The sequence below is a fragment of the Mycetocola spongiae genome (assembly GCF_020424085.1).
Taxonomy (GTDB): Bacteria; Actinomycetota; Actinomycetes; order Actinomycetales; family Microbacteriaceae; genus Mycetocola; species Mycetocola spongiae.
On record NZ_CP080203.1, the window covers coordinates 1,828,193 to 1,845,960 of the forward strand.

Consider the following 17,768-nt stretch of genomic DNA (forward strand, 5'->3'; position numbering starts at 1 on the left):
GGCATAAATTTTTTCATTTTGTGGGGGTAAATTGGCGCGTCAGAGGGGGCAGGGCTACTCGCCCATCGCCGTGCGTCGCGGCTTCGCGCGGGTCCGGGAAGCGATAAACGTCTTCACCGGCAACTCGCCTTCCCGGTTTGCCATTTTGGTGTTCACGGCGCTCATTTTGATGTTCACCCTGCTGTTTTCCCTCCCGATGGCCAGCGCGAGCGGCACGCGCGCCCCGCTCGCCGATGCCCTCTTCACGGCCGTCTCCGTGATCTGCGTCACCGGGCTATCCACGGTGGATATGTCCGCACACTGGTCGGTCATCGGAAATATTTTTGTGTATAGCGGTGTGCAGATCGGCGCCGTCGGCGTGTTGACCCTTGCATCGATCCTCGGAATGATCATCTCGCGCCGCCTCGGGCTGCGCGCGAAGCTCATGGCGGCCAGCGATAGCAACCCCATGCGCATCCACCACGGCCCCGTGGCCGAGAGCCAGGCCGTGCGCCTCGGCGAGATCGGAAACCTGCTGTTTACGGTGGCGATTAGCCTCGTGGTGATCGAGGGTGCCGTGGCGCTGCTGCTCTTTCCGCGGATGCTCATCGACGGCGTTCCCACCGGCACCGCGGTCTGGCAGAGCTTTTATTATTCGGCGATGGCCTTCACCAATACCGGCTTCACCCCCAACGCCGCCGGGCTGGGCAGCTTCAGCAACGATTATTTTTTCCTCGGCACCCTCATGATCGCCGTATTCCTCGGCGCGCTGGGCTTCCCCGTGATCTTTGCGCTGCGTAAGCACCTCTTCCACCCGCGCAAGCTGCCGCTTCACGCCAAGCTCACCCTCGTGACCACGGTGATCCTGATCTTTGCGGGGGCTATGGCCTTTACCGCGCTGGAATTTGATAATTCGCGAACACTCGGCGGGATGAACGCGGGGGATACCGCGTTCCAGTCCCTTTTTCTCTCCGTCATGACCAGATCGGGCGGTTTTAGCGCGCTGGATATGTCCGAGTTGAACGGGTCCAGCAAGCTTGTGGCCTCGATGCTGATGTTCATCGGAGGAGGCTCCGCGTCCACCGCGGGTGGCATTAAAGTCACGACGCTCGCGGTGCTTTTCCTCGCGGCCTGGGCCGAGGCCAAGGGAAGCCCGGATATGGAGGCCTTTGGCCGGCGGATCCCGCAGGACGTGGTGCGGGTGGCCCTCTCGGTGGTGCTCTGGGGCGCCTCGATCGTGGCGGCCTCCACGATCATCCTGTTGCAGATGACCAAGGCCCCACTCGAGGACGTGCTCTTTGACGTGGTCTCGGCCTTTGGCACGGTGGGGCTCTCCACGGGCATCACCGAATCGCTGGATGATCCCGGAAAATACGTGCTGGCGATCACGATGCTGCTCGGCCGGGTGGGTACGGTTACGCTCGCCGCGGCCGTGGCCGCCACAAACAGCTCTAAACTCTATAGACGTCCGGAGGAACGCCCGATCGTCGGGTAGTTTTTCCCACGGCAGACAGAAAGGCAGCACGTTGGTTGATCGCATCAAACACGACGCACCGGTTCTTATCATTGGGCTCGGTCGCTTTGGCGCGGCCTGTGCGGGTGAGTTGGACCGTCTCGACCGCGAGGTCCTGGCCCTCGATACCGATGTTGATCTGGTGCAGAAGTGGAGTGACCGGGTCACCCATACGGTGCAGGCCGATGCGCGTAATATCGAGGCACTGAAGCAGATCGGCGCGCAGGACTTCTCGATTGCCGTGGTGGCCGTGGGCTCCTCGATCGAGGCCAGTGTGCTGATCACCGCGAATCTTGTGGACCTGAAGATTCCGCAGATTTGGGCGAAGGCGGTCTCGCAGTCACACGGCAAGATCCTGGCCCGGGTGGGCGCCAATCACGTGATCTATCCCGAGGCCGAGGCGGGCGAGCGCGTGGCGCACCTGGTGAGCGGACGGATGCTGGACTTTATCCAGTTTGATGATGATTTTGCGCTCGTAAAAATGTATCCGCCCAAGCCCATTCGCGGCATGACCCTCGGCGAATCCGGTGTGCGCAGCAAATATCGCATCACCGTGGTGGGCGTAAAGTCCCCCGGCAAACCCTTTACCTATGCCACCTCGCAGACCGTGGTCTCCAATCATGACCTGGTCATCGTGTCGGGAACCTCCGCCGATATCGAGCGTTTCGCCGCGATCGGGACCTAGCCCGCGCCCCGGTTGGGGTCGGGGTCGGTGCTGGGGGTCGGCCTGCCCGTGCCGTATTCGCGCAGGTCCTCGGCGCGCTGCCGATCCCAATCCGCGGCCAGGCACCGCGTCTCCCCCGTAATCTCAATCCACGGACCGTTCACCGTGGTGCTCAAAATATCGCCCCAGGGCGTGGTGATCTCGTAGATCACCTGATCGTCCAGATATGAAATGCGCTCCGGGGTGAACCCGAGCCCGCGCCAATAATCCGCGATCTGATCGGCCATCGCCAGGAAGTCCGTGTGCTCACCCTTATAGCGTCCGGCCGCATCGTAATAATATGTGTCGTCATCGCAACGCGAGGGCCCCCGGCTCCGTTCCTGAGTCCAGGGCCCGCCCGTAAGCTCCTCCAAATCCGCGAGTTCCCGCCATAACCGATCCCGCAGCTCCCGCGGCGTAATCTCCTCCATAACCCCCGCCCCCTGTGTTTTCGGACCCACCAACGATTCGCCATGCCACCCCGAACAGCCCACCAACGCCGGGAGCATCACCCCGGTCGCGATCCATGCGCGCATACCCCGCCGCATCATCGCTATCTTCCGCCTCGACCGTCAAAATAATCCCGGACAACTTGCCGATGGTGCTCCGCCTCATCCTCATAATCCGCATGCGCCTCGGAGGGCGTGAGCTCCCCGATCTGTTCCAGGAAGATACGTTGCAGATTTTTAGTCAGCTCCGTATTGGGCCCAAAATAATGCCCCCGATCATCCGATTCTGAGGACCCAATCGCCCCATGCCCACGGATAGGATCCAGCACCGATCCATCCGGTTGCAGCCCGCCCTCGGTGCCAATCCCGGTGAACGGAGACCCGGCACGCAGCGGGTCGTAGCGCCCGGGCACCCGCCCCAGCGGCGCGACCATATCGCCCTTGGCCTCGGCCACAAAGACTCGCTCCGGCGGCATATGCAGGTCCTCGGGCGCGAGGGTATTGGGGAGCCCGGCCGAGCCCACGAGTACCGCCGCATCCACCCCGTGGTCACCCAGCGCGAGTGCGCGCGCCACCACATTGGTGCCATAGGAGTGCCCAATCACGGTGAGGCGCGCCCCGGGCAGGCCAAGAGCCCGCAGCCCCTCGAGGGTATGGTCCAGGCGCACCGCGCCGATGCGCGCCGGTTCCTCCCCGAGGGCCTGCGCGGTGGGATAGGACAACCGTACGTCTTCACCGGAGTCGGGGTGGGCCGTTGTTTCCGCCCAGAAGTGTGGGGTCGGATAGCCGTCCCATAAGAGGATCCCCAGCCCGTCGTCGCGCCCGCGCAGATTTTTAGCAATCCTGAGTTCACCCTTGAGATCGGCCACCCCGCTGTCCTGGCCGCGCACCACCACGGCGATTCGGGGAAGAACGTCGAGATTCCCCACGGCCACCGCCGACAGGGGCTGATCGGGGCCGCTCGGGTCAAATGCATAAAGAAAGAGCGGCGGGTCGACTTCCCATGCCGATTCACCAGAAAAATAACCCCAGAGGGCCTCAAGCCCCTGCATCTTTCGCCGGGCCGCCGCGAGCCCCTCCGGGTCGCGCATCGCCTCCGCCTCACGCTCCTCGGCCCGGGCCAGAGCCTCCCGCGCCTCCTCAAGCGCGGGCCCCAACAGGGAACGGTTGGCCCGGTCCCGATCCGGTGCGGGGAGGCCCTCGGTAGCCCCCAGCTCGGCGGGAAAACGCAGCAGCAAGGTTTTTTGCAGCGATTCGGGGAGGGACCCCCAGGCGCCGCGGACCTCCGCGGCGGGCAGGCCGCGGATCTCGCCCAGCTGCCGCCTCAGCAGGCTCTCCGCACCCTCCCCCGGGATGCGGCCGTCCAGGAGCCGCGCGATTCTATTCGCCGCGAGGGATACCTCGCCAAACCGTGCGGAGGGAAACTCCGAGAGCGCCGCCGCGAGTCGCCCCCGCAGCCCGGCCTCGTTCTCCTCCCGATCGCCGGCCAGAAACTCGATCCGGGCTCGGCTTGCGGCCAGATCGTCCTCCGCCCAGGCCAATTCGCGGCGCAGGTGGCGTTCGAGGTCGGGGTCTACCAGCACCGCCGGATCGCTCAGGCGCATCAGGATCCGGTCTCTTTCCGCCTCGCAATCGGCGCGCACCTCCTGCCCGATGCGCGCGCGATCCAGGATCTCCTGCATCTCACTCGCGAAGCTCTCGACGGTCAGGACGCAGCGCCGATAGGCCTCAAAAATTTCGTCCGCCTCCGCGCGGGCCCGCCGATGGAGCGCGAGCCAGGACTCGGCGGCATCGCCCTGCCAGGCCGCCGTCACCTCCCGTTCAACCGCATCCAGCTCGGCGGTCAGGGCCACGAGCTGCTCGGCGCGGTATCGCCACGCCCGTGCACACTCATTCACCTCGCAAAGGTCACCCTGGCCGGGGTGATCCCACTCCCACTCGATCATCAGCCCATGCCCCCGGCCACCTCGCGATCGGCCTCCACCAGGGCGCCGGTTCCCGAGCGCAAACCGCGCAGGCCCTCCGCGAGTTCGTCCCATAGCCGCGCGCGGGACTCGCGGAGCCAGGAATCGCAGGTTCCCAGGGTGAAGCTCACCACGCCGCTGCGCAGCGCCCGCTCCTCGACCGGAGGGTCTTCCCACTGGGCGGCGCAGATTGCCGCGAGCCGGGCCGCCGCCGCTTCCCCCGCGGCGGGATCAAGAGCTGCCTCCATCATGGACCTCCACAACCGAAATGGTGCGAAAATCCTACGTCCCCGGATCTCCCAACCGGCTGGGAATCCGGGGAATCATACGGGTTAGGCGCGCGCGAGCTCCCGGGCCCGGGCGAGCGCCGCATCGGTGGCCTCGGCAAAAAGCGCGGGCAGGCCGGCCCCCTGCAAAACATTCAGGGCGCGCTCGGTGGTGCCCTGCGGGCTGGTCACCTGGATACGCAGCTCCTCGGGGGTCTTCTCCGATTGGGCGAGCAACTCGCTGGCCCCGCGGAAGGTGCCCTGCACCATGATGTCGGCCTGTTCGCGCGTGAACCCCTTCGCCAGCGCGGCCTCGGTCAGCGCCTCGATCAGCAGGAAAACATAGGCCGGTCCCGAACCCGAGATCGTGCTGAGTGCATCGATCTGCTCCTCGGGCACCTCCAGCACCTCACCCACCGTGCTAAACACCTCGTGTACCGTGGCCATCGCCGCGGCATCCGCGCGGGTGCCCGCGGAGATGCCGGTCACCGCCCGTCCCACCACGGCCGGGGTATTGGGCATCGAGCGCACCACGATGGTGTGTTCCGGCAGGAGGCGCTCAAAGGTGGCCACGGACACGCCGGCGGCGAGGCTCACAACGATGGTGCCGGGGCGCAGCACCGGGGCGATCTCCTCCAAGAGCGCGGGCACCATCCCGGGCTTTACACCGATCAGCACGATATCCGCGGCCGCGGCGGCCGTGCGGTTGCCCTCGGGATCGCGCTCAAGCGCCACCGCGTTCACGCCGTCCAATGCGGCGAGCGCATCGGCCTTGGCGGCACTGCGATTGGTCGCGGTCACTCCCCCGGTCACCTCAATCCCGGGCTGAAGCAGGCCGGATAGCACCGCCGCGCCCATCGAACCGGTGCCAAGAATTGCAATATGCGGGATCGTAGTCATGTCCCCATCCTAGAAGTCCGCGGCCCATAATCCGCCCTAAAGGGTGGCCCCGGGTCTAGTGTGAGTTTTATGGACAGCGAACGTTTTTTGCGCCGGGTGGATCGCCTGGCCGGCGGATCCAAATCCTCCCTCCGCATCGATCCGGCGGCCCGCGAGCATCCCCGCACCCGCCGCGCGTTTACCGCTGTGTACTGGCTGCTGGCGATCGAGCTGCTACTGGGAATTGGCGCGGTGGTGATCGCGCTGATTCTGGCGGGCTCGGGCGAGCATGTTGCGCTCTCGGTCTGGTCCCGTTCCCTCGTGGTGCTGGCCATGACCGCGACGCTGTTTTATTTTGCGTGGCGCGCGCGCCTGGGCTACGTCTGGGGCTATTCGCGGCTGCGCCTATTCAGCAAGATTTTTCCCGTGGTGACCCTCGTGATGGCGGCGATCCCGGGGTTTTATCCGCTGTGGATGGTTACCGAGCAGATCGTCTTCAGCCTGATCCTGATCGGTGTGGCCGATTTCCTGGATTCCGACCATATGCGGGACACCTATCGCCACCCCGGCCCGGCCGCGGCCCCCGAGGTCTAGGATGGCTTGCATCGGCAGCCCAGTAAGGGGAGATTCATGAGCACCTCCGGCGGTAATAAGGCAATCATCGCGGCGTTCCTGGCCAATACCGGCATTGCGCTGACGAAGTTCATCGCCTGGTTCTTCTCGGGCTCCGCCTCGATGCTCGCCGAGGGTGTGCACTCCCTCGCCGATTCCGGCAATCAGCTGCTCCTGCTGCTGGGGGCCCGCAAGGCCAAGCGGGTGGCCGATGTGGAGCATCCCTTCGGCTATGGCCGCGAACGCTATGTTTATGCGTTTGTGGTGTCGATCATTCTGTTCTCCGTGGGTGGCGTATTTTCGATCTACGAGGGAATTAATAAGCTGCAGCATCCGCATGAGCTGGAGATGTGGTGGCTTCCGATGGTGGTCCTCACGATCGCGATCGTGCTGGAGAGCTTCTCGCTGCGCACGGCAGTGCGCGAGTCCAATCACACGCGCGGTTCGCAGTCCTGGATCCAGTTTGTGCGCCGGGCCAAGGCCCCCGAGCTGCCCGTGGTCCTCCTCGAGGATGTGGCCGCCCTGATCGGCCTGGTCTTCGCGTTTATCGGTGTGGGCCTCACCGTGGTCACCGGTAATGCGGTGTGGGATGCGATTGGCACGCTGTTTATCGGCACGCTCCTGGTCCTGGTGGCGATCGTGCTGGGCATCGAGACCAAGAGCCTCCTCGTGGGCGAGGGCGCCACCGAGGAGCAGACGGCCGCGATCATTGCGGCGATCGAGGCCGGCCCCGAGGTCGAGAAGCTGATCCATATCAAGACCCTGTATCTGGGCCCGGAGGAACTGCTCATCGCGGCAAAGATCGGCTTTCCGCGCGATAATTCCCTGGCCCAGGTTGCGGCCGATATCGATGCGGTGGAGGCGCGCATTCGGGCCGCCGAGCCGATGGCCCGCAGCATCTATCTGGAGCCGGATGTTTATCGCGTCCCGCGTAATCCGGCACCCGCCACGGATACGATCATACTGAAGAGCGCGGACTAGACACCCAAACACTACAGGTGTAGTGTTTGGGTATGGAACGCAAACAACGCATCGCCGAGGCCGCCATCCGGATTCTCGCCCGCGAGGGAGCGCGCGGCCTCACCCACCGCGCCGTGGATGCCGAGGCAGGCATCCCACCCGGTTCCACCTCCAATAGCTACCGCACCCGGGAGGCGCTCCTGGACGCCCTGGGGGCACACCTCGCCGAGCTGGACCGCATCACGATCGAGGACATCGCCACGCAGGCGCCCGATAATTTCCCGCTGACCCTCGCGCATTTTGCCGCCAATTCGGCCAGCGCCCACTCCGCCGCGGCCCGGGCCCGCTATATCCTGCTGCTCGATCCGCATACGCAGGGCGAGGGCGGGGCCGCCTTCCGCGCCCACCGCGAGTATTTCCGGGACTGGGGAATCCGGGTCCTCACCCCGCACCTGGGCGAACGCGCTGAATGGGGCGCCACACAGATTTTGGCCCTCTTGGACGGCATCATCATGACCTCCGCCACCTCCGGTACCCCCGTGGATATTCAGGGGCTCGCCGATACCATCGAGGCGATCGCTCCCCGCGTTCCCGGGCCGCTGGCATGACCGCGCCGGGCTTCACCTCGCTTGCCCTGCGCGATATCCCAGCACCCGATTATGCCGATGTCATCCTGCTGCCCATTCCCGCGGGGGCACCCACCGACCCCGGGCTCTGGGCGGAAACCATCTTTGGCCCCGCCGCCGCACCGCTGTGGGTGAGGGCGGCCCTCGGCCTGCGCCAGGCGCTGGTGCCCCTGCTTGGACTCAAGCCCTCCCCCTCCACGATATTTGCGGTACGGGAGCGGGAGGGAGAGGAGGCGCTGATCGCGGCCGAGGAAAAACACCTCTCGTTTCGCGCGGCCGTCGGCGTGGACACACTCACCCGCACCGTCCGCGTCACCACCACGGTCGCGCTGCACGGCCGGCGCGGGCGGCTCTATTTTGGGCCCGTGCGGCTGGCCCATCCGGTGGTGGTGCACTCGATGATGCGCGGGGCAATCCGCGCGCTCACACCGGCCTAGGATGTAGCGGCGCGGGTCTCGCGGAAAAAATCCACGAGCAGAGCCGCGCAGGCCTCCTCCTCAACCCCGCCGATCACCTCGGCACGATGCGGGAGGCGGCGCTCGCGCAGCAGGTCAAAGGCGCTTCCGCCCGCCCCGGCCTTTTCCTCCCAGGCACCAAAAATCACGCGTGGAATCCGGGCGGCCACGATCGCTCCCGCACACATCACGCAGGGCTCCAGCGTGACGATCAGCGTGAGATCCGCGAGCTGCCAGTCGCGGCGCGCGGCGGCCGCGGCCCGGATTGCCTCGATTTCGGCATGCGCGCTCGGGTCGTGCCGGGCCTCGCGTTCATTGCGCCCCACCGCCACCACATTCCCCGCGGGGTCCACCAATATCGCGCCCACTGGCACATCGGCCGTGCTCTGTGTGAGCCGCGCCTGCTCGATGGCAAGGGCCATCCAGCGACGATACTCCTCGGGAACGTTTAAGATCACGATCATTTCCCCTCATTACGCAGGTATTGTTAACCCTATGCGAGTGCACGTAGCCGATCACCCCCTGATCACCCATAAACTCACGGTGCTGAGGGATAAAACCACACCGTCCCCCGTCTTCCGGGCCCTGACGGAGGAGCTGGTCACCCTGCTCGCCTATGAGGCCACCCGCGAGGTGCGCACCGAAACGGTGACCATCGAGACCCCCGTCACCACCACCACGGGCCTGGCGATCAGCCAGCCCCGCCCGCTGGTGGTGCCCATCTTGCGCGCCGGCCTCGGCATGCTGGAGGGCATGGTGAAGCTGCTTCCCACCGCCGAGGTGGGCTTTCTGGGCATGGCACGCGATGAGGAGACGTTTGAACCCGTCACCTATGCCGAGCGCCTCCCCGATGACCTCTCCGGCCGGCAGTGCTTTGTCCTGGACCCGATGCTGGCCACGGGCGGTTCGCTCGGCGCCGCGATCGAGTTCCTGTTTAAGCGCGGGGCCGAGGACGTTACGGCGATCTGCCTCCTGGCAGCCCCCGAGGGTGTGGCCGCACTCGAGAAGATGACCGAGGGGCGCAATGTAAATATTGTCCTCGGCACGATCGACGAGCGCCTGGACGAGCACGGTTATATCGTGCCGGGCCTGGGCGACGCGGGCGACCGCCTCTACGGCCTCGCCTAGGCGATACGTCCCGTCATAAATCTTGCGCGGCACATCCCGGTTACGGGATGTGCCGCCTTTTTCTTGCAATATTTCGTCATATCTTGACATATGGACCCGTATCGGGTTGAATCTGTTCCATGACTGATATCGCGCGTACCCGGAGCTCCGTTGAGTCTCATGGGACTGTGGGCATGATGATGCCCCGCAGCGCTGTCATGTGTTGTCGAATGTGTCGCTAGTCTCCTAGCACCAGAAGAGCCAGCCGCTCCGCACTCCGCGTAGAGCCCGCGCTCCCCCCGCCCCGGCCATAGCACCGCCGGACGGGCATTCTCACAATATTTCGCCCATTCGGGAACCCGTTACCGGACCCCGCGGGCAACACAAACCCTTAAAGGACGCATCATCATGTCTCTCGCTCACGCTACCCAGAACCTCGCCACCCGCCCCGCCGTGATCGCCGCCCCGGATATCACCGCCCCGCGCACCGCCGCCCGGGTTGCCCCGGCCCAGGCCCCCACCGCACCCCGACTGCGCGCCGTACCCGAGGGCACCGAGGCCCGCGGCTTTGTCCTCTACGTTGGCCTGGATGAGGCCAAGGCCCTCGCCGAGGGCTCGAGCCTCGGCGCGGTAGTACAGGCCCTGAAGGACCTGGCCGCCCAGCTCGCCCCGTCCTCGGAAACCTATGCCGCGGTGGCCCTCGCCCCCGAGGGTGCCGGCGGCCGCGATATCGATGTGGTGCGTCTTGCCCTGCAGGAGCCCGCGGCCCTGGCCCGCCACCGCGACGCCGAGGAGGTGGACGAGGAGCTCGACCGCGCCCATGCCGGTGTGGTCATCGATCTCTCCCGCAAGCGCCTCGCACTGGACAACGCCTCGGTTGCGCTGACCTTCAAGGAATTTGAGCTGCTGCAGTACCTGGTCCTGCGCGAGGGGCGCACGATCGAGCGCACCGAACTCATCTCGGCACTGTGGAGCGCGGATGACGAGGAGGCCGCCCCGAACGAGCGCACGATCGATGTGCACATTCGCCGCCTGCGCGCCAAGCTGAACCGCTATGAGGACATCGTGCGCACCGTGCGCGGCGTCGGCTACCGATTTGACCGTCACGCCGATGTCACCATCCGCTACGCCACCGCCCCGAGCCCCGACCTGTTCTAAACCCCTCCCGGCTCCTCCCCCACGGGCAACCTGGACACCGTGCCCCGCGGGCGCACGGCTGCGTCCACCCGGCAAATAGGGATCCACCGCGGGCGTGCCCCCGGCCTTCACCTGGACGGCTCTGTCCGGTACGCCAGGAATCTACGTCAATTTGCGCCAGCCCACCCCGGCGCCATACGCCCGCCATCGCGGCAATGACGCGCGCGCGAGTTACTTCTTAATGAGACTTTTCAGAACCCCCGACAGGCGTGACGGCAACGATCTTCGCGGGTTTATTGACTTGGATGGTCTTCTCAAAATGTCACACTAGAGTGGCACTATAGGCTCGCCGACGGCGGTCTCTCGCACCGAACTCAAAGGATAAAGCCACATCTATATGGCCTCACCATGTCAGGATGGCTTTCATGCTGAAGGCATGGAAAAGCCAAGGAAAAAGAAGCAGATCTCGTGGCAGGAATATGTCATCGAGCTGGGCACCTCGTTGCACAGGCTACGCATGGAGCGTGGCCTCAGCCAGGAGCAGGTGGCCTATGCCGCCGGCCTCAGTCGCTATACCTATCAAAAATTCGAAAAGGGCGAGTCAAGGCCCGGCACTCCGGCAAATCCCTCGCTCCAAAACGTCCTCGCGCTCTGCCAGGTATTTCAGGTGCACCTGGTTGACCTCCTGCCCGCCGCGGCCCCCGACCTCAGCGATAGGTAGCCCCCGGCGCACCGCCCGGCCCGAGTGTCGGGGGTTCGCCCTATCCTGGAACCGTGCCGGTGAAGGGCAATGATGAATTCACCACGGAACCACCCGCAGTCCCGCACCACCCGGGTAGCGCCCAGCGCCGCCCGGCCCGTCGATTCCGAAGCCCCGCCCGAGGCCTCCCCCGAGGCTGCGCGGTGGCTCGACACCGTACCGGTTGTCGCCCGTTCCCCGCTCACGCGGCAGCTCGCGGCCCTGGAGATAGACCTCCTCCATCAGCCCGCCCAGCCCCCGGGCGAGGGCACCGTTGTGCTCAATACCGATGAACTGGGGGTGCTCCTGGAGCTCACCCCGGAGAGCGCGCTCCGCCTGGGCCGCGCGCTTCATGCCGCCGCTCCCCCGGTCGCCGCCCGCGCACCCGCATCGGTACCGGTATCGGATTCAGAGTTGTCCTCGGTATCGGTGCCGGGTTCGGTGCCGGTGCCGGTGCCGGTGCCGGCCGAGTCTCCGGCCGTTCCCCCCGCGGGTGCCTCCCGCACGCAATCGCCCGCCGGGGGCGTGGAGGGGCCGGGCACACCCGAGGGTCCGCCGCTCCCACCGGGGCCCGGCGGCGAGCCGCCCGACGCCGCTTAGCCGCCCGATGACCCGTAGCAGCCCGGCGCCCCGCGGCCGCCCGGCAAAGGCCAGGGGCGGCCGGGCCGGCATCCCCAAATGCCGGCCCGACCGCCCCGTGGAACGTGTGTTGTGCCCTATGTCAGCTTCTTATCCTGACGCGGCCACACCACCTTCTGCACGATAATAATTGCCGAGGCCGCCACCGGGATGGCCACGAGCGCTCCGAGCACACCGCCGATGCTTCCACCGGCCACCGCCGCAATCACCACGATTGCGCCGGGCACGGCCACGGCACGGCTCATAATGCGCGGGCTCAGCACATAGGCCTCGACCTGCAGATAAATAAGGTAGTAAATACCCGCGATGATCGCGAGCCGCGGCTCCACGGCCAGGCAGATCAGGGTATTCACCACCGAGGCACTCAGCGTACCCACGAGCGGAATCAGCGAGCCGATAAACGCAAAGAACGCCAGCAGGAACGGCAGGGGGGCGCCGATCACCGAGAACAGAATGAGGCTGAGGATACCGTTGATCAGGGCCAGCGATACCTGCCCCACCACGTATCGGCCCACCGCGCCGGTGATGTCATCCGAGATCTTGGCGAAGCCCGCGCGCTGATAGGCCGGGATAAACCGGTAGGCGGCCTGCTTCATCGAGCGCAGCGAGGCCATGAAGTACAGCGTCAGGATCATCACGATGATCGACCCGGTCACGCCACTGGCCACTCCCGCGCCCACCTGTGCGATGCCGCCACCGATGGCCACCAGATTCTTGGGGTCCTTCAGAAACTCGGTGACTCCCTTAATGGCCTCGTTAATATCCACCGAGTCACCCAGCAGCTGCTGGATATTTTTCACAAAGTCATTTTTCTGGAACTCATTCGCGATGGACGGAAAATCGCGAATCAGATTGGAGGCCTGCTCCACGAGCAGCGGGATCACGGCCAGCAGCAGCCCGGCGAAGGCACCCAGTACCACCAGCACCACCACGGAGATCGCGGCCGGTCGCGGCATCTTCTTTTCCAGCCAGGACACCAGCGGGTCCAGGCCAAGCGCGAGGAATAGGGCGATACCGATATAGATCAGCACCGTGCTGAGCTGGGTCACGACCCCGCCGATCACCAGTGCAACAAGCACACCCAGGGTGCCCACCAGACCGATACGGAAGGAGTTCACCCGAACACCCGAGGATCCGTGCTCCTCCAGCACGTGCACGTCACCCACCCCGGGCGCCGCGCTCGACGCCGGAGACCCGGACGCGAGCGGAGTGTTTTTCTTTTTCATCTCAAACCTCGCTTTGCGGCGGGCCTGCGGCGACACCCTGTCGTCGCGGGAGGACGGCCCCACAGGTCAATTGTGGCCCCGGTCCGAGGAAACACAAGGGATTCGGCCTTAAGAAACGCCTGTTTTGCCCCAAACGGGGGTGGCCACCCGCGTTCGCGCCCACCACACGGACCGGCCCCGGCCCACCCCGCGCAACACCGCCCCCGGCGGCCGCCCGCGCGGCCCCGAAACGACTACGAGCAAACACTGGGTGAACTCTCAGCCGAAAACACCACTTCGGCCTAGCAATCGTTACCGGGACGTTATATATTCAAAGAGCGTTAGTTGTTTTGCTGTGACAACGACACGCGAAATGTGATTGCAGGACACTCTTGGTGCAAGGGGAAGGGCCGGTCGTATGCCTCTACGACCGGCCCTTATGCATGTCCGCGGCGCCCCCGGAAGCCGGTACCCTTAGATAATGTCCACCGAACAGAGCGCAGCCCGCGAATCGCGACCCCTGAAGTTTTTGGGTGCCGCCTGCTTTGGCGGCGGCCTGCTGATCACCGCGGTGGGTATCCTGCTCATTTTGCTCGGGATCCTGAACGGGCCGTGGCCCCTTCTACTGGTGGGTATTCTGGCGATCATCGTGGGCCTGGGCACCGCTCTCTACGGCATGATCCTCCTCTATCGGGGGCTGACCGCCGCGATTCCGCGCACCCCCGCGACCGAACCGGAGGCCTAGTCGTGGGTACACCCGAGGATCCCGCGGTTGAGGCGTGGGAGTCACTCTTCCGCGCGCAGGTGGGCATCATGCGCCGCCTCGCGGAGGAGTTCCCGCTGAACGGGCTGAGCTTTAACTCCTATGACGTGCTGTTTACGCTTTCGCGCGAGCCCCGGCGCACCGCCCGTTTGCGGGACCTGAACCGGCTGGTGCTCCTGAGCCAGCCCAGCATGAGCCGGCTCATCGAAAAGCTCGTGGGTGAGGGGCTGGTCACCAAGGTGATCGATCCGGAAGATAAGCGCGGCGCGATCATCGCCATGACCGATCTGGGCTATCGCACGTACGTTCCGGCGGCGCGCGCCCATATGGAGACCATCCGTGAGCTTCTGGGCTCCGCGCTGTCCCCCGCCGAGCTGCATGTTTTGCGCGGGCTGACCGATCGACTGCGCTGCCCCGAGTCTGCCGAGGCCTGCGAATAATGGGCCCCGTCACGCTGCTGTGGTTTCGGAAGGACCTGCGGGTCTCCGATAACCCGGCACTGACCGAGGCGATTCGCCGCGGCGGCCCGGTGGTGGCCCTGTATCTGGACGAATCGGCCCCGGGCGCACCCGCGTCCGCCGCGGACGAGCCCTATCCCGAGGCGCTGCGTGGGCTCCGTTATACCCCCGGCGATGCCCCGCGCACCCCGGGTGGGGCCTCCCGCTGGTGGCTTGAGGGCAGCCTGCGGGCGCTACGCGCCGAGCTGGAACAACTGAATATTCCGCTGATCCTGCGGCGGGGTGAGGCGGTGCAGATCGTTCCCGAGCTCTGCGCCGCGCTGGGCTGTTCGGGTGTGGCCTGGAACCGCCGCTACGGGGCCGCCGAGGCGCGCATCGATGCCGCGGTCGCCGCCGCGCTCTCCGCGGCCGGGATCGCGAGCCGGGAGTATTCAGCACACCTCCTGCTGGAGCCCGAGGTGCTGCGCACTGGCGAGGGACGCCCCTATTCGGTCTTTACGCCGTTTTGGCGGCGTGCCCGCGAGGAGCTTTCGGCCCACCCGCCGCGCACCCCGCTGCCCGTGCCGCCCCCGGTAGTGGGCCCGGCACCGCGCGTGACCGGTGATGCGCTGGAGGACTGGGGTCTGCGCCCGAGCCGCCCCGATTGGGCCTCCGGTTGGGAAGATATTTGGAGCCCGGGTGAGCGCGGTGCGCGCGAGCGCCTCGAGGATTTCCTCGACGAGCGCGTGGCCGCCTATCGGGTGGATCGTGACCGACCCGCTCGTGCGGGCACGTCGCGGCTCTCGGCGCACCTGGCGTTTGGTGAGATCAGCCCGCACCAGGTGTGGGAGGCCGTAGAGCATCACCGGCGCGCTCATCCCGGCGAGGGTACCGAGTTTTTGACCGAGATCGGCTGGCGCGAGTTTGCGCACTATCAGCTCACCCATTTCCCGGATCTTGCCGTGCGTAACTGGCGGCCCAGCTTCGCCCGTTTCCCGTGGCCCGAGGTGGATCCCGAGCTGCTGCGCGCGTGGCAGACCGGGACCACCGGGGTCCCGATCGTGGATGCCGGAATGCGCGAGCTCTGGCAGACCGGGACCATGCATAACCGGGTGCGGATGATCGTGGCCTCCTTCCTCACCAAAAACCTCCTGATTCACTGGCGGCACGGTGAGGAGTGGTTCTGGGACACCCTCGTGGATGCCGATCCCGCGGCCAATGCGTTTAACTGGCAGTGGGTCGCCGGCAGCGGGGCCGATGCGGCCCCCTATTTCCGGATCTTCAACCCCGAGCTTCAGCGCCAAAAATTCGACCCCAACGAGGCCTATCTGCGGCGCTGGCTCCCCGAGTGGGACGCCGGGCTGCGCACCCCTCCGATCGTGGATCTACGGGCCTCGCGCGAGGCCGCCCTGGCCGCGTATCGCGAATCGCGCGAGCCCGCGGAACCCACCACCTAGCGCCGTCGGCGCGCCCCACCCCTAGGCGCGGCGGATATGTCCCGCGCGCTGCGCCGCCACCACCGCGGCCTGGCGGTTGCTCACGCCGAGCTTGGTGAAGATATGGGCCAGATGGGATTTTACGGTGGTCTCGCTGATATGCAGGGCGCGGCCGATCTCGCGATTGGACAGGCCCTCCGAGGCCAGCGTAAGCACCTCGATCTCGCGGGTGCTCGGGGCCGAATGCGGCGCACTCACGCGCGCCACGAGCCGCCCGGCCACCGCGGGGCCCAGCACCGTCTGGCCGCGCACGGCATTGCGGATCGCGCTCAGCAGGTCCTCGGGAGGGGCATCCTTCAGGAGATAACCAGCGGCCCCCGCCTCAATCGCGCCCAGAATATCGGCATCGGAATCATAATTGGTGAGGATTAGCACGCGCGGCGGATTCTCCAGCGCCGCAAGCTCCCGGGTGGCGTCGATCCCCGTGGGCTGCCCCTCCCCGAAGCTCAGGTCCAGGAGCACCAGATCGGGCCGGAAGCGTGCGGCATGCGCGAGCACCTCGCGCACCGTGGCGGCCTCGGCCACCACCTGAATATCGGGGGCGGTGCCCAGCACCGCGGCAAGCCCCGCCCGGACGATGGGGTGATCATCGGCCATCACCACCCGGATCTGTGGATCCACGCTCTCCCCGTTCACTCGGATTCCCCAAAACGCGCCGTGACCGAGGTCCCCTCGCCCGGCGCGCTCTCCACCGTGAGTGTACCGCCGAGCTCCGCAATGCGCTGCCGCATCGCGATCAACCCAAAGGAGCCGCCCGCGGCCCGCTCGGCCAGGGCATCCGGGTCAAAGCCCACACCATCGTCCACCACATCGAGGATCACCTCGTCATTCAGATACGTGAGGGTGACATCGGCCCGCCCCGCGCGCGCATGCCGCACCACATTGGCCAGCGCACCCTGCGCAATCCGCAACAGGCCGGTTTTCACCACCGTGCTCAGATCGCTCGGCTCGCCCGATTCATGCAGGTTCACCGCGATCCCCGACTGCGCCGCGGTGGTATCCGCCAGCCGCGTCAGCGCCTCGGACAGGCTCGCCCCGGTCATCGCCGGGGGCGCCAACTCATCAATCAACCCGCGGGTCTCGGCGAGCGCTAGCGCCGCCGCCTCGCGCGCACGCCGAACATGCGTCATCGCGCGCTCCGGCTGCGCGCTGCCCTCGCGCTCCGCGGCATGCAAGAGCAGCTGAATGCTGGAGAGCCCCTGCGCCACGGTGTCGTGAATATCGCGCGCCAGCCGCTCGCGCTCGGCAAGTTTCCCGGCCTCGCGTTCGGTTGCGGCCAGGCGCTCACGCGCGGCCATGAGCTCCCCGATCAGCCGCTCCCGGTTCTCCCCCTCGCGCACAAGCCCCTGATAGCCCAGCCCAATCGCCACGGCAATGCCCGCACCGATCAGGGGGCCCACCACCCCGGCAATCGAGAAGGAACCGTGCACCGCTATCGCGAGGATCGACACCACCGCGGACACGGCCACGGCACTCAGCGCCCCGGTGCGCGGCAGCAGCGCGAGATATAAAAAGAACAGCGGGAACACCAGATAGGCGGCATCCGGACTCAGCCAGATCAGGGTGGCCCAGAGCGCGGTGAGCGTGCCCAGCCAGGCGGCCACCGCCACCGAATAGCCCTCGGGCCTGCCCCACCAGATCCCCGCGAGATAGAGGCCCAGAAACAGGATGCCCAGTATCAGCACGGGAACGGGTGCGCGGCCCACACCAAACGCGGCGCGGAGGATCACAAATACACTCAGCGCCACAACAAGAAGGTGCAGCCCGGTGCGCAGCCCCGCCGAGACCGGTCTACTCACCGTATTGGCCATGCCCCCACCCTACGCTCCGCGGCCGCCC

Annotated in this window: 21 protein-coding genes; 13 read left to right on the forward strand and 8 right to left on the reverse strand. The window is 66.3% G+C overall.

What is annotated here, in order from left to right; genetic code table 11:
- Positions 1–31: 31 nt before the first annotated feature.
- A complete protein-coding gene (locus KXZ72_RS08245; RefSeq protein ID WP_404823646.1) occupies positions 32–1,474 on the forward strand; it encodes a TrkH family potassium uptake protein in 1,443 nt (480 codons plus the stop codon).
- Between the two features lie 31 nt (positions 1,475–1,505).
- A complete protein-coding gene (locus KXZ72_RS08250; RefSeq protein ID WP_226080132.1) occupies positions 1,506–2,177 on the forward strand; it encodes a potassium channel family protein in 672 nt (223 codons plus the stop codon).
- On the opposite strand, the gene KXZ72_RS08255 is transcribed toward KXZ72_RS08250, so the two are convergent.
- From KXZ72_RS08255 to proC, 4 genes are all read right to left on the reverse strand, one after another.
- Complete coding sequence (locus KXZ72_RS08255) at positions 2,174–2,626, reverse strand: hypothetical protein (RefSeq protein WP_226080133.1); 453 nt, start codon at positions 2,624–2,626, stop codon at positions 2,174–2,176. The genes KXZ72_RS08250 and KXZ72_RS08255 overlap by 4 nt on opposite strands.
- A gap of 122 nt (positions 2,627–2,748) precedes the next feature.
- A complete protein-coding gene (locus tag KXZ72_RS08260) occupies positions 2,749–4,590 on the reverse strand; it encodes an alpha/beta hydrolase (protein WP_226080137.1) in 1,842 nt (613 codons plus the stop codon).
- The gene (locus KXZ72_RS08265; RefSeq protein ID WP_226080139.1) at positions 4,590–4,859 is read right to left on the reverse strand and encodes a hypothetical protein; all 270 of its coding nucleotides are present in this window, start codon (positions 4,857–4,859) and stop codon (positions 4,590–4,592) included. Before KXZ72_RS08265 ends, KXZ72_RS08260 begins: the two co-directional genes overlap by 1 nt.
- 81 nt (positions 4,860–4,940) lie before the next feature.
- Entirely contained in the window at positions 4,941–5,774 is an 834-nt protein-coding gene (gene proC, locus KXZ72_RS08270; protein WP_226080140.1) for a pyrroline-5-carboxylate reductase, read from the reverse strand.
- Between the two features lie 69 nt (positions 5,775–5,843).
- On the opposite strand from proC, the gene KXZ72_RS08275 reads away from it, so the two are divergent.
- Genes KXZ72_RS08275 through KXZ72_RS08290 form a run of 4 tightly spaced genes read left to right on the forward strand, consistent with a single transcriptional unit; the run spans position 5,844 to position 8,388 of the window.
- Positions 5,844–6,347: a hypothetical protein gene (locus KXZ72_RS08275; RefSeq protein ID WP_226080142.1), complete on the forward strand. Its 504-nt coding sequence runs from the start codon at positions 5,844–5,846 to the stop codon at positions 6,345–6,347.
- Positions 6,348–6,383: 36 nt separating this feature from the next.
- Positions 6,384–7,346, forward strand: a complete 963-nt coding sequence (locus tag KXZ72_RS08280) for a cation diffusion facilitator family transporter (RefSeq protein ID WP_226080144.1) — start codon at positions 6,384–6,386, stop codon at positions 7,344–7,346.
- A 32-nt stretch (positions 7,347–7,378) separates the two neighbouring features.
- Complete coding sequence (locus KXZ72_RS08285; RefSeq protein ID WP_226080146.1) at positions 7,379–7,933, forward strand: TetR/AcrR family transcriptional regulator; 555 nt, start codon at positions 7,379–7,381, stop codon at positions 7,931–7,933.
- The gene (locus KXZ72_RS08290) at positions 7,930–8,388 is read left to right on the forward strand and encodes a DUF2867 domain-containing protein (RefSeq protein ID WP_226080147.1); all 459 of its coding nucleotides are present in this window, start codon (positions 7,930–7,932) and stop codon (positions 8,386–8,388) included. Before KXZ72_RS08285 ends, KXZ72_RS08290 begins: the two co-directional genes overlap by 4 nt.
- On the opposite strand, the gene KXZ72_RS08295 is transcribed toward KXZ72_RS08290, so the two are convergent.
- The gene (locus KXZ72_RS08295; RefSeq protein ID WP_264159501.1) at positions 8,385–8,828 is read right to left on the reverse strand and encodes a nucleoside deaminase; all 444 of its coding nucleotides are present in this window, start codon (positions 8,826–8,828) and stop codon (positions 8,385–8,387) included. The two genes, KXZ72_RS08290 and KXZ72_RS08295, sit on opposite strands and share 4 nt — an antisense overlap.
- A gap of 73 nt (positions 8,829–8,901) precedes the next feature.
- On the opposite strand from KXZ72_RS08295, the gene upp reads away from it, so the two are divergent.
- From upp to KXZ72_RS08315, 4 genes are all read left to right on the forward strand, one after another.
- On the forward strand, positions 8,902–9,534 hold the full coding sequence (gene upp / locus KXZ72_RS08300; RefSeq protein WP_226080149.1) for a uracil phosphoribosyltransferase: 633 nt from the start codon (positions 8,902–8,904) through the stop codon (positions 9,532–9,534).
- Positions 9,535–9,921: 387 nt separating this feature from the next.
- Positions 9,922–10,671 (forward strand): winged helix-turn-helix domain-containing protein, encoded by a 750-nt coding sequence (locus KXZ72_RS08305; RefSeq protein ID WP_226080150.1) that lies wholly within the window; start codon positions 9,922–9,924, stop codon positions 10,669–10,671.
- A gap of 415 nt (positions 10,672–11,086) precedes the next feature.
- Positions 11,087–11,371: a helix-turn-helix domain-containing protein gene (locus KXZ72_RS08310; RefSeq protein ID WP_226080151.1), complete on the forward strand. Its 285-nt coding sequence runs from the start codon at positions 11,087–11,089 to the stop codon at positions 11,369–11,371.
- Between the two features lie 69 nt (positions 11,372–11,440).
- Complete coding sequence (locus tag KXZ72_RS08315; protein ID WP_226080152.1) at positions 11,441–11,989, forward strand: hypothetical protein; 549 nt, start codon at positions 11,441–11,443, stop codon at positions 11,987–11,989.
- Positions 11,990–12,105: 116 nt separating this feature from the next.
- Here KXZ72_RS08315 and KXZ72_RS08320 read toward each other — a convergent pair whose 3' ends face one another.
- Positions 12,106–13,254 (reverse strand): AI-2E family transporter, encoded by a 1,149-nt coding sequence (locus tag KXZ72_RS08320; protein ID WP_226080153.1) that lies wholly within the window; start codon positions 13,252–13,254, stop codon positions 12,106–12,108.
- 460 nt (positions 13,255–13,714) lie between these two features.
- Between KXZ72_RS08320 and KXZ72_RS08325 the strand changes: the two genes are divergently transcribed.
- The 3 genes from KXZ72_RS08325 to KXZ72_RS08335 are packed head-to-tail and all read left to right on the forward strand — an operon-like array spanning position 13,715 to position 15,890.
- Positions 13,715–13,978: a hypothetical protein gene (locus KXZ72_RS08325; protein ID WP_226080155.1), complete on the forward strand. Its 264-nt coding sequence runs from the start codon at positions 13,715–13,717 to the stop codon at positions 13,976–13,978.
- A 2-nt stretch (positions 13,979–13,980) separates the two neighbouring features.
- The gene (locus tag KXZ72_RS08330; protein WP_226080157.1) at positions 13,981–14,436 is read left to right on the forward strand and encodes a MarR family winged helix-turn-helix transcriptional regulator; all 456 of its coding nucleotides are present in this window, start codon (positions 13,981–13,983) and stop codon (positions 14,434–14,436) included.
- Positions 14,436–15,890: a cryptochrome/photolyase family protein gene (locus tag KXZ72_RS08335; RefSeq protein ID WP_226080159.1), complete on the forward strand. Its 1,455-nt coding sequence runs from the start codon at positions 14,436–14,438 to the stop codon at positions 15,888–15,890. Before KXZ72_RS08330 ends, KXZ72_RS08335 begins: the two co-directional genes overlap by 1 nt.
- A gap of 21 nt (positions 15,891–15,911) precedes the next feature.
- On the opposite strand, the gene KXZ72_RS08340 is transcribed toward KXZ72_RS08335, so the two are convergent.
- Both KXZ72_RS08340 and KXZ72_RS08345 read right to left on the reverse strand, forming a co-directional pair.
- Positions 15,912–16,526, reverse strand: coding sequence for a response regulator (locus tag KXZ72_RS08340; protein WP_226083482.1), 615 nt, complete (start codon positions 16,524–16,526; stop codon positions 15,912–15,914).
- 35 nt (positions 16,527–16,561) lie between these two features.
- Positions 16,562–17,740: a sensor histidine kinase gene (locus tag KXZ72_RS08345; protein WP_226080161.1), complete on the reverse strand. Its 1,179-nt coding sequence runs from the start codon at positions 17,738–17,740 to the stop codon at positions 16,562–16,564.
- Between the last annotated feature and the right edge of the window lie 28 nt (positions 17,741–17,768).

Coding starts and splice junctions, on each gene's coding strand:
- KXZ72_RS08255 (WP_226080133.1), bottom strand. CDS start 2,626: ATGGAGGAGATTACGCCGCGGGAGCTGCGGGATCGGTTATGGCGGGAA.
- KXZ72_RS08260 (WP_226080137.1), bottom strand. CDS start 4,590: ATGATCGAGTGGGAGTGGGATCACCCCGGCCAGGGTGACCTTTGCGAG.
- KXZ72_RS08265 (WP_226080139.1), bottom strand. CDS start 4,859: ATGATGGAGGCAGCTCTTGATCCCGCCGCGGGGGAAGCGGCGGCGGCC.
- proC (WP_226080140.1), bottom strand. CDS start 5,774: ATGACTACGATCCCGCATATTGCAATTCTTGGCACCGGTTCGATGGGC.
- KXZ72_RS08275 (WP_226080142.1), top strand. CDS start 5,844: ATGGACAGCGAACGTTTTTTGCGCCGGGTGGATCGCCTGGCCGGCGGA.
- KXZ72_RS08280 (WP_226080144.1), top strand. CDS start 6,384: ATGAGCACCTCCGGCGGTAATAAGGCAATCATCGCGGCGTTCCTGGCC.
- KXZ72_RS08285 (WP_226080146.1), top strand. CDS start 7,379: ATGGAACGCAAACAACGCATCGCCGAGGCCGCCATCCGGATTCTCGCC.
- KXZ72_RS08290 (WP_226080147.1), top strand. CDS start 7,930: ATGACCGCGCCGGGCTTCACCTCGCTTGCCCTGCGCGATATCCCAGCA.
- KXZ72_RS08295 (WP_264159501.1), bottom strand. CDS start 8,828: ATGGCCCTTGCCATCGAGCAGGCGCGGCTCACACAGAGCACGGCCGAT.
- upp (WP_226080149.1), top strand. CDS start 8,902: ATGCGAGTGCACGTAGCCGATCACCCCCTGATCACCCATAAACTCACG.
- KXZ72_RS08305 (WP_226080150.1), top strand. CDS start 9,922: ATGTCTCTCGCTCACGCTACCCAGAACCTCGCCACCCGCCCCGCCGTG.
- KXZ72_RS08310 (WP_226080151.1), top strand. CDS start 11,087: ATGGAAAAGCCAAGGAAAAAGAAGCAGATCTCGTGGCAGGAATATGTC.
- KXZ72_RS08315 (WP_226080152.1), top strand. CDS start 11,441: ATGATGAATTCACCACGGAACCACCCGCAGTCCCGCACCACCCGGGTA.
- KXZ72_RS08320 (WP_226080153.1), bottom strand. CDS start 13,254: ATGAAAAAGAAAAACACTCCGCTCGCGTCCGGGTCTCCGGCGTCGAGC.
- KXZ72_RS08325 (WP_226080155.1), top strand. CDS start 13,715: ATGTCCACCGAACAGAGCGCAGCCCGCGAATCGCGACCCCTGAAGTTT.
- KXZ72_RS08335 (WP_226080159.1), top strand. CDS start 14,436: ATGGGCCCCGTCACGCTGCTGTGGTTTCGGAAGGACCTGCGGGTCTCC.
- KXZ72_RS08340 (WP_226083482.1), bottom strand. CDS start 16,526: ATGGCCGATGATCACCCCATCGTCCGGGCGGGGCTTGCCGCGGTGCTG.
- KXZ72_RS08345 (WP_226080161.1), bottom strand. CDS start 17,740: ATGGCCAATACGGTGAGTAGACCGGTCTCGGCGGGGCTGCGCACCGGG.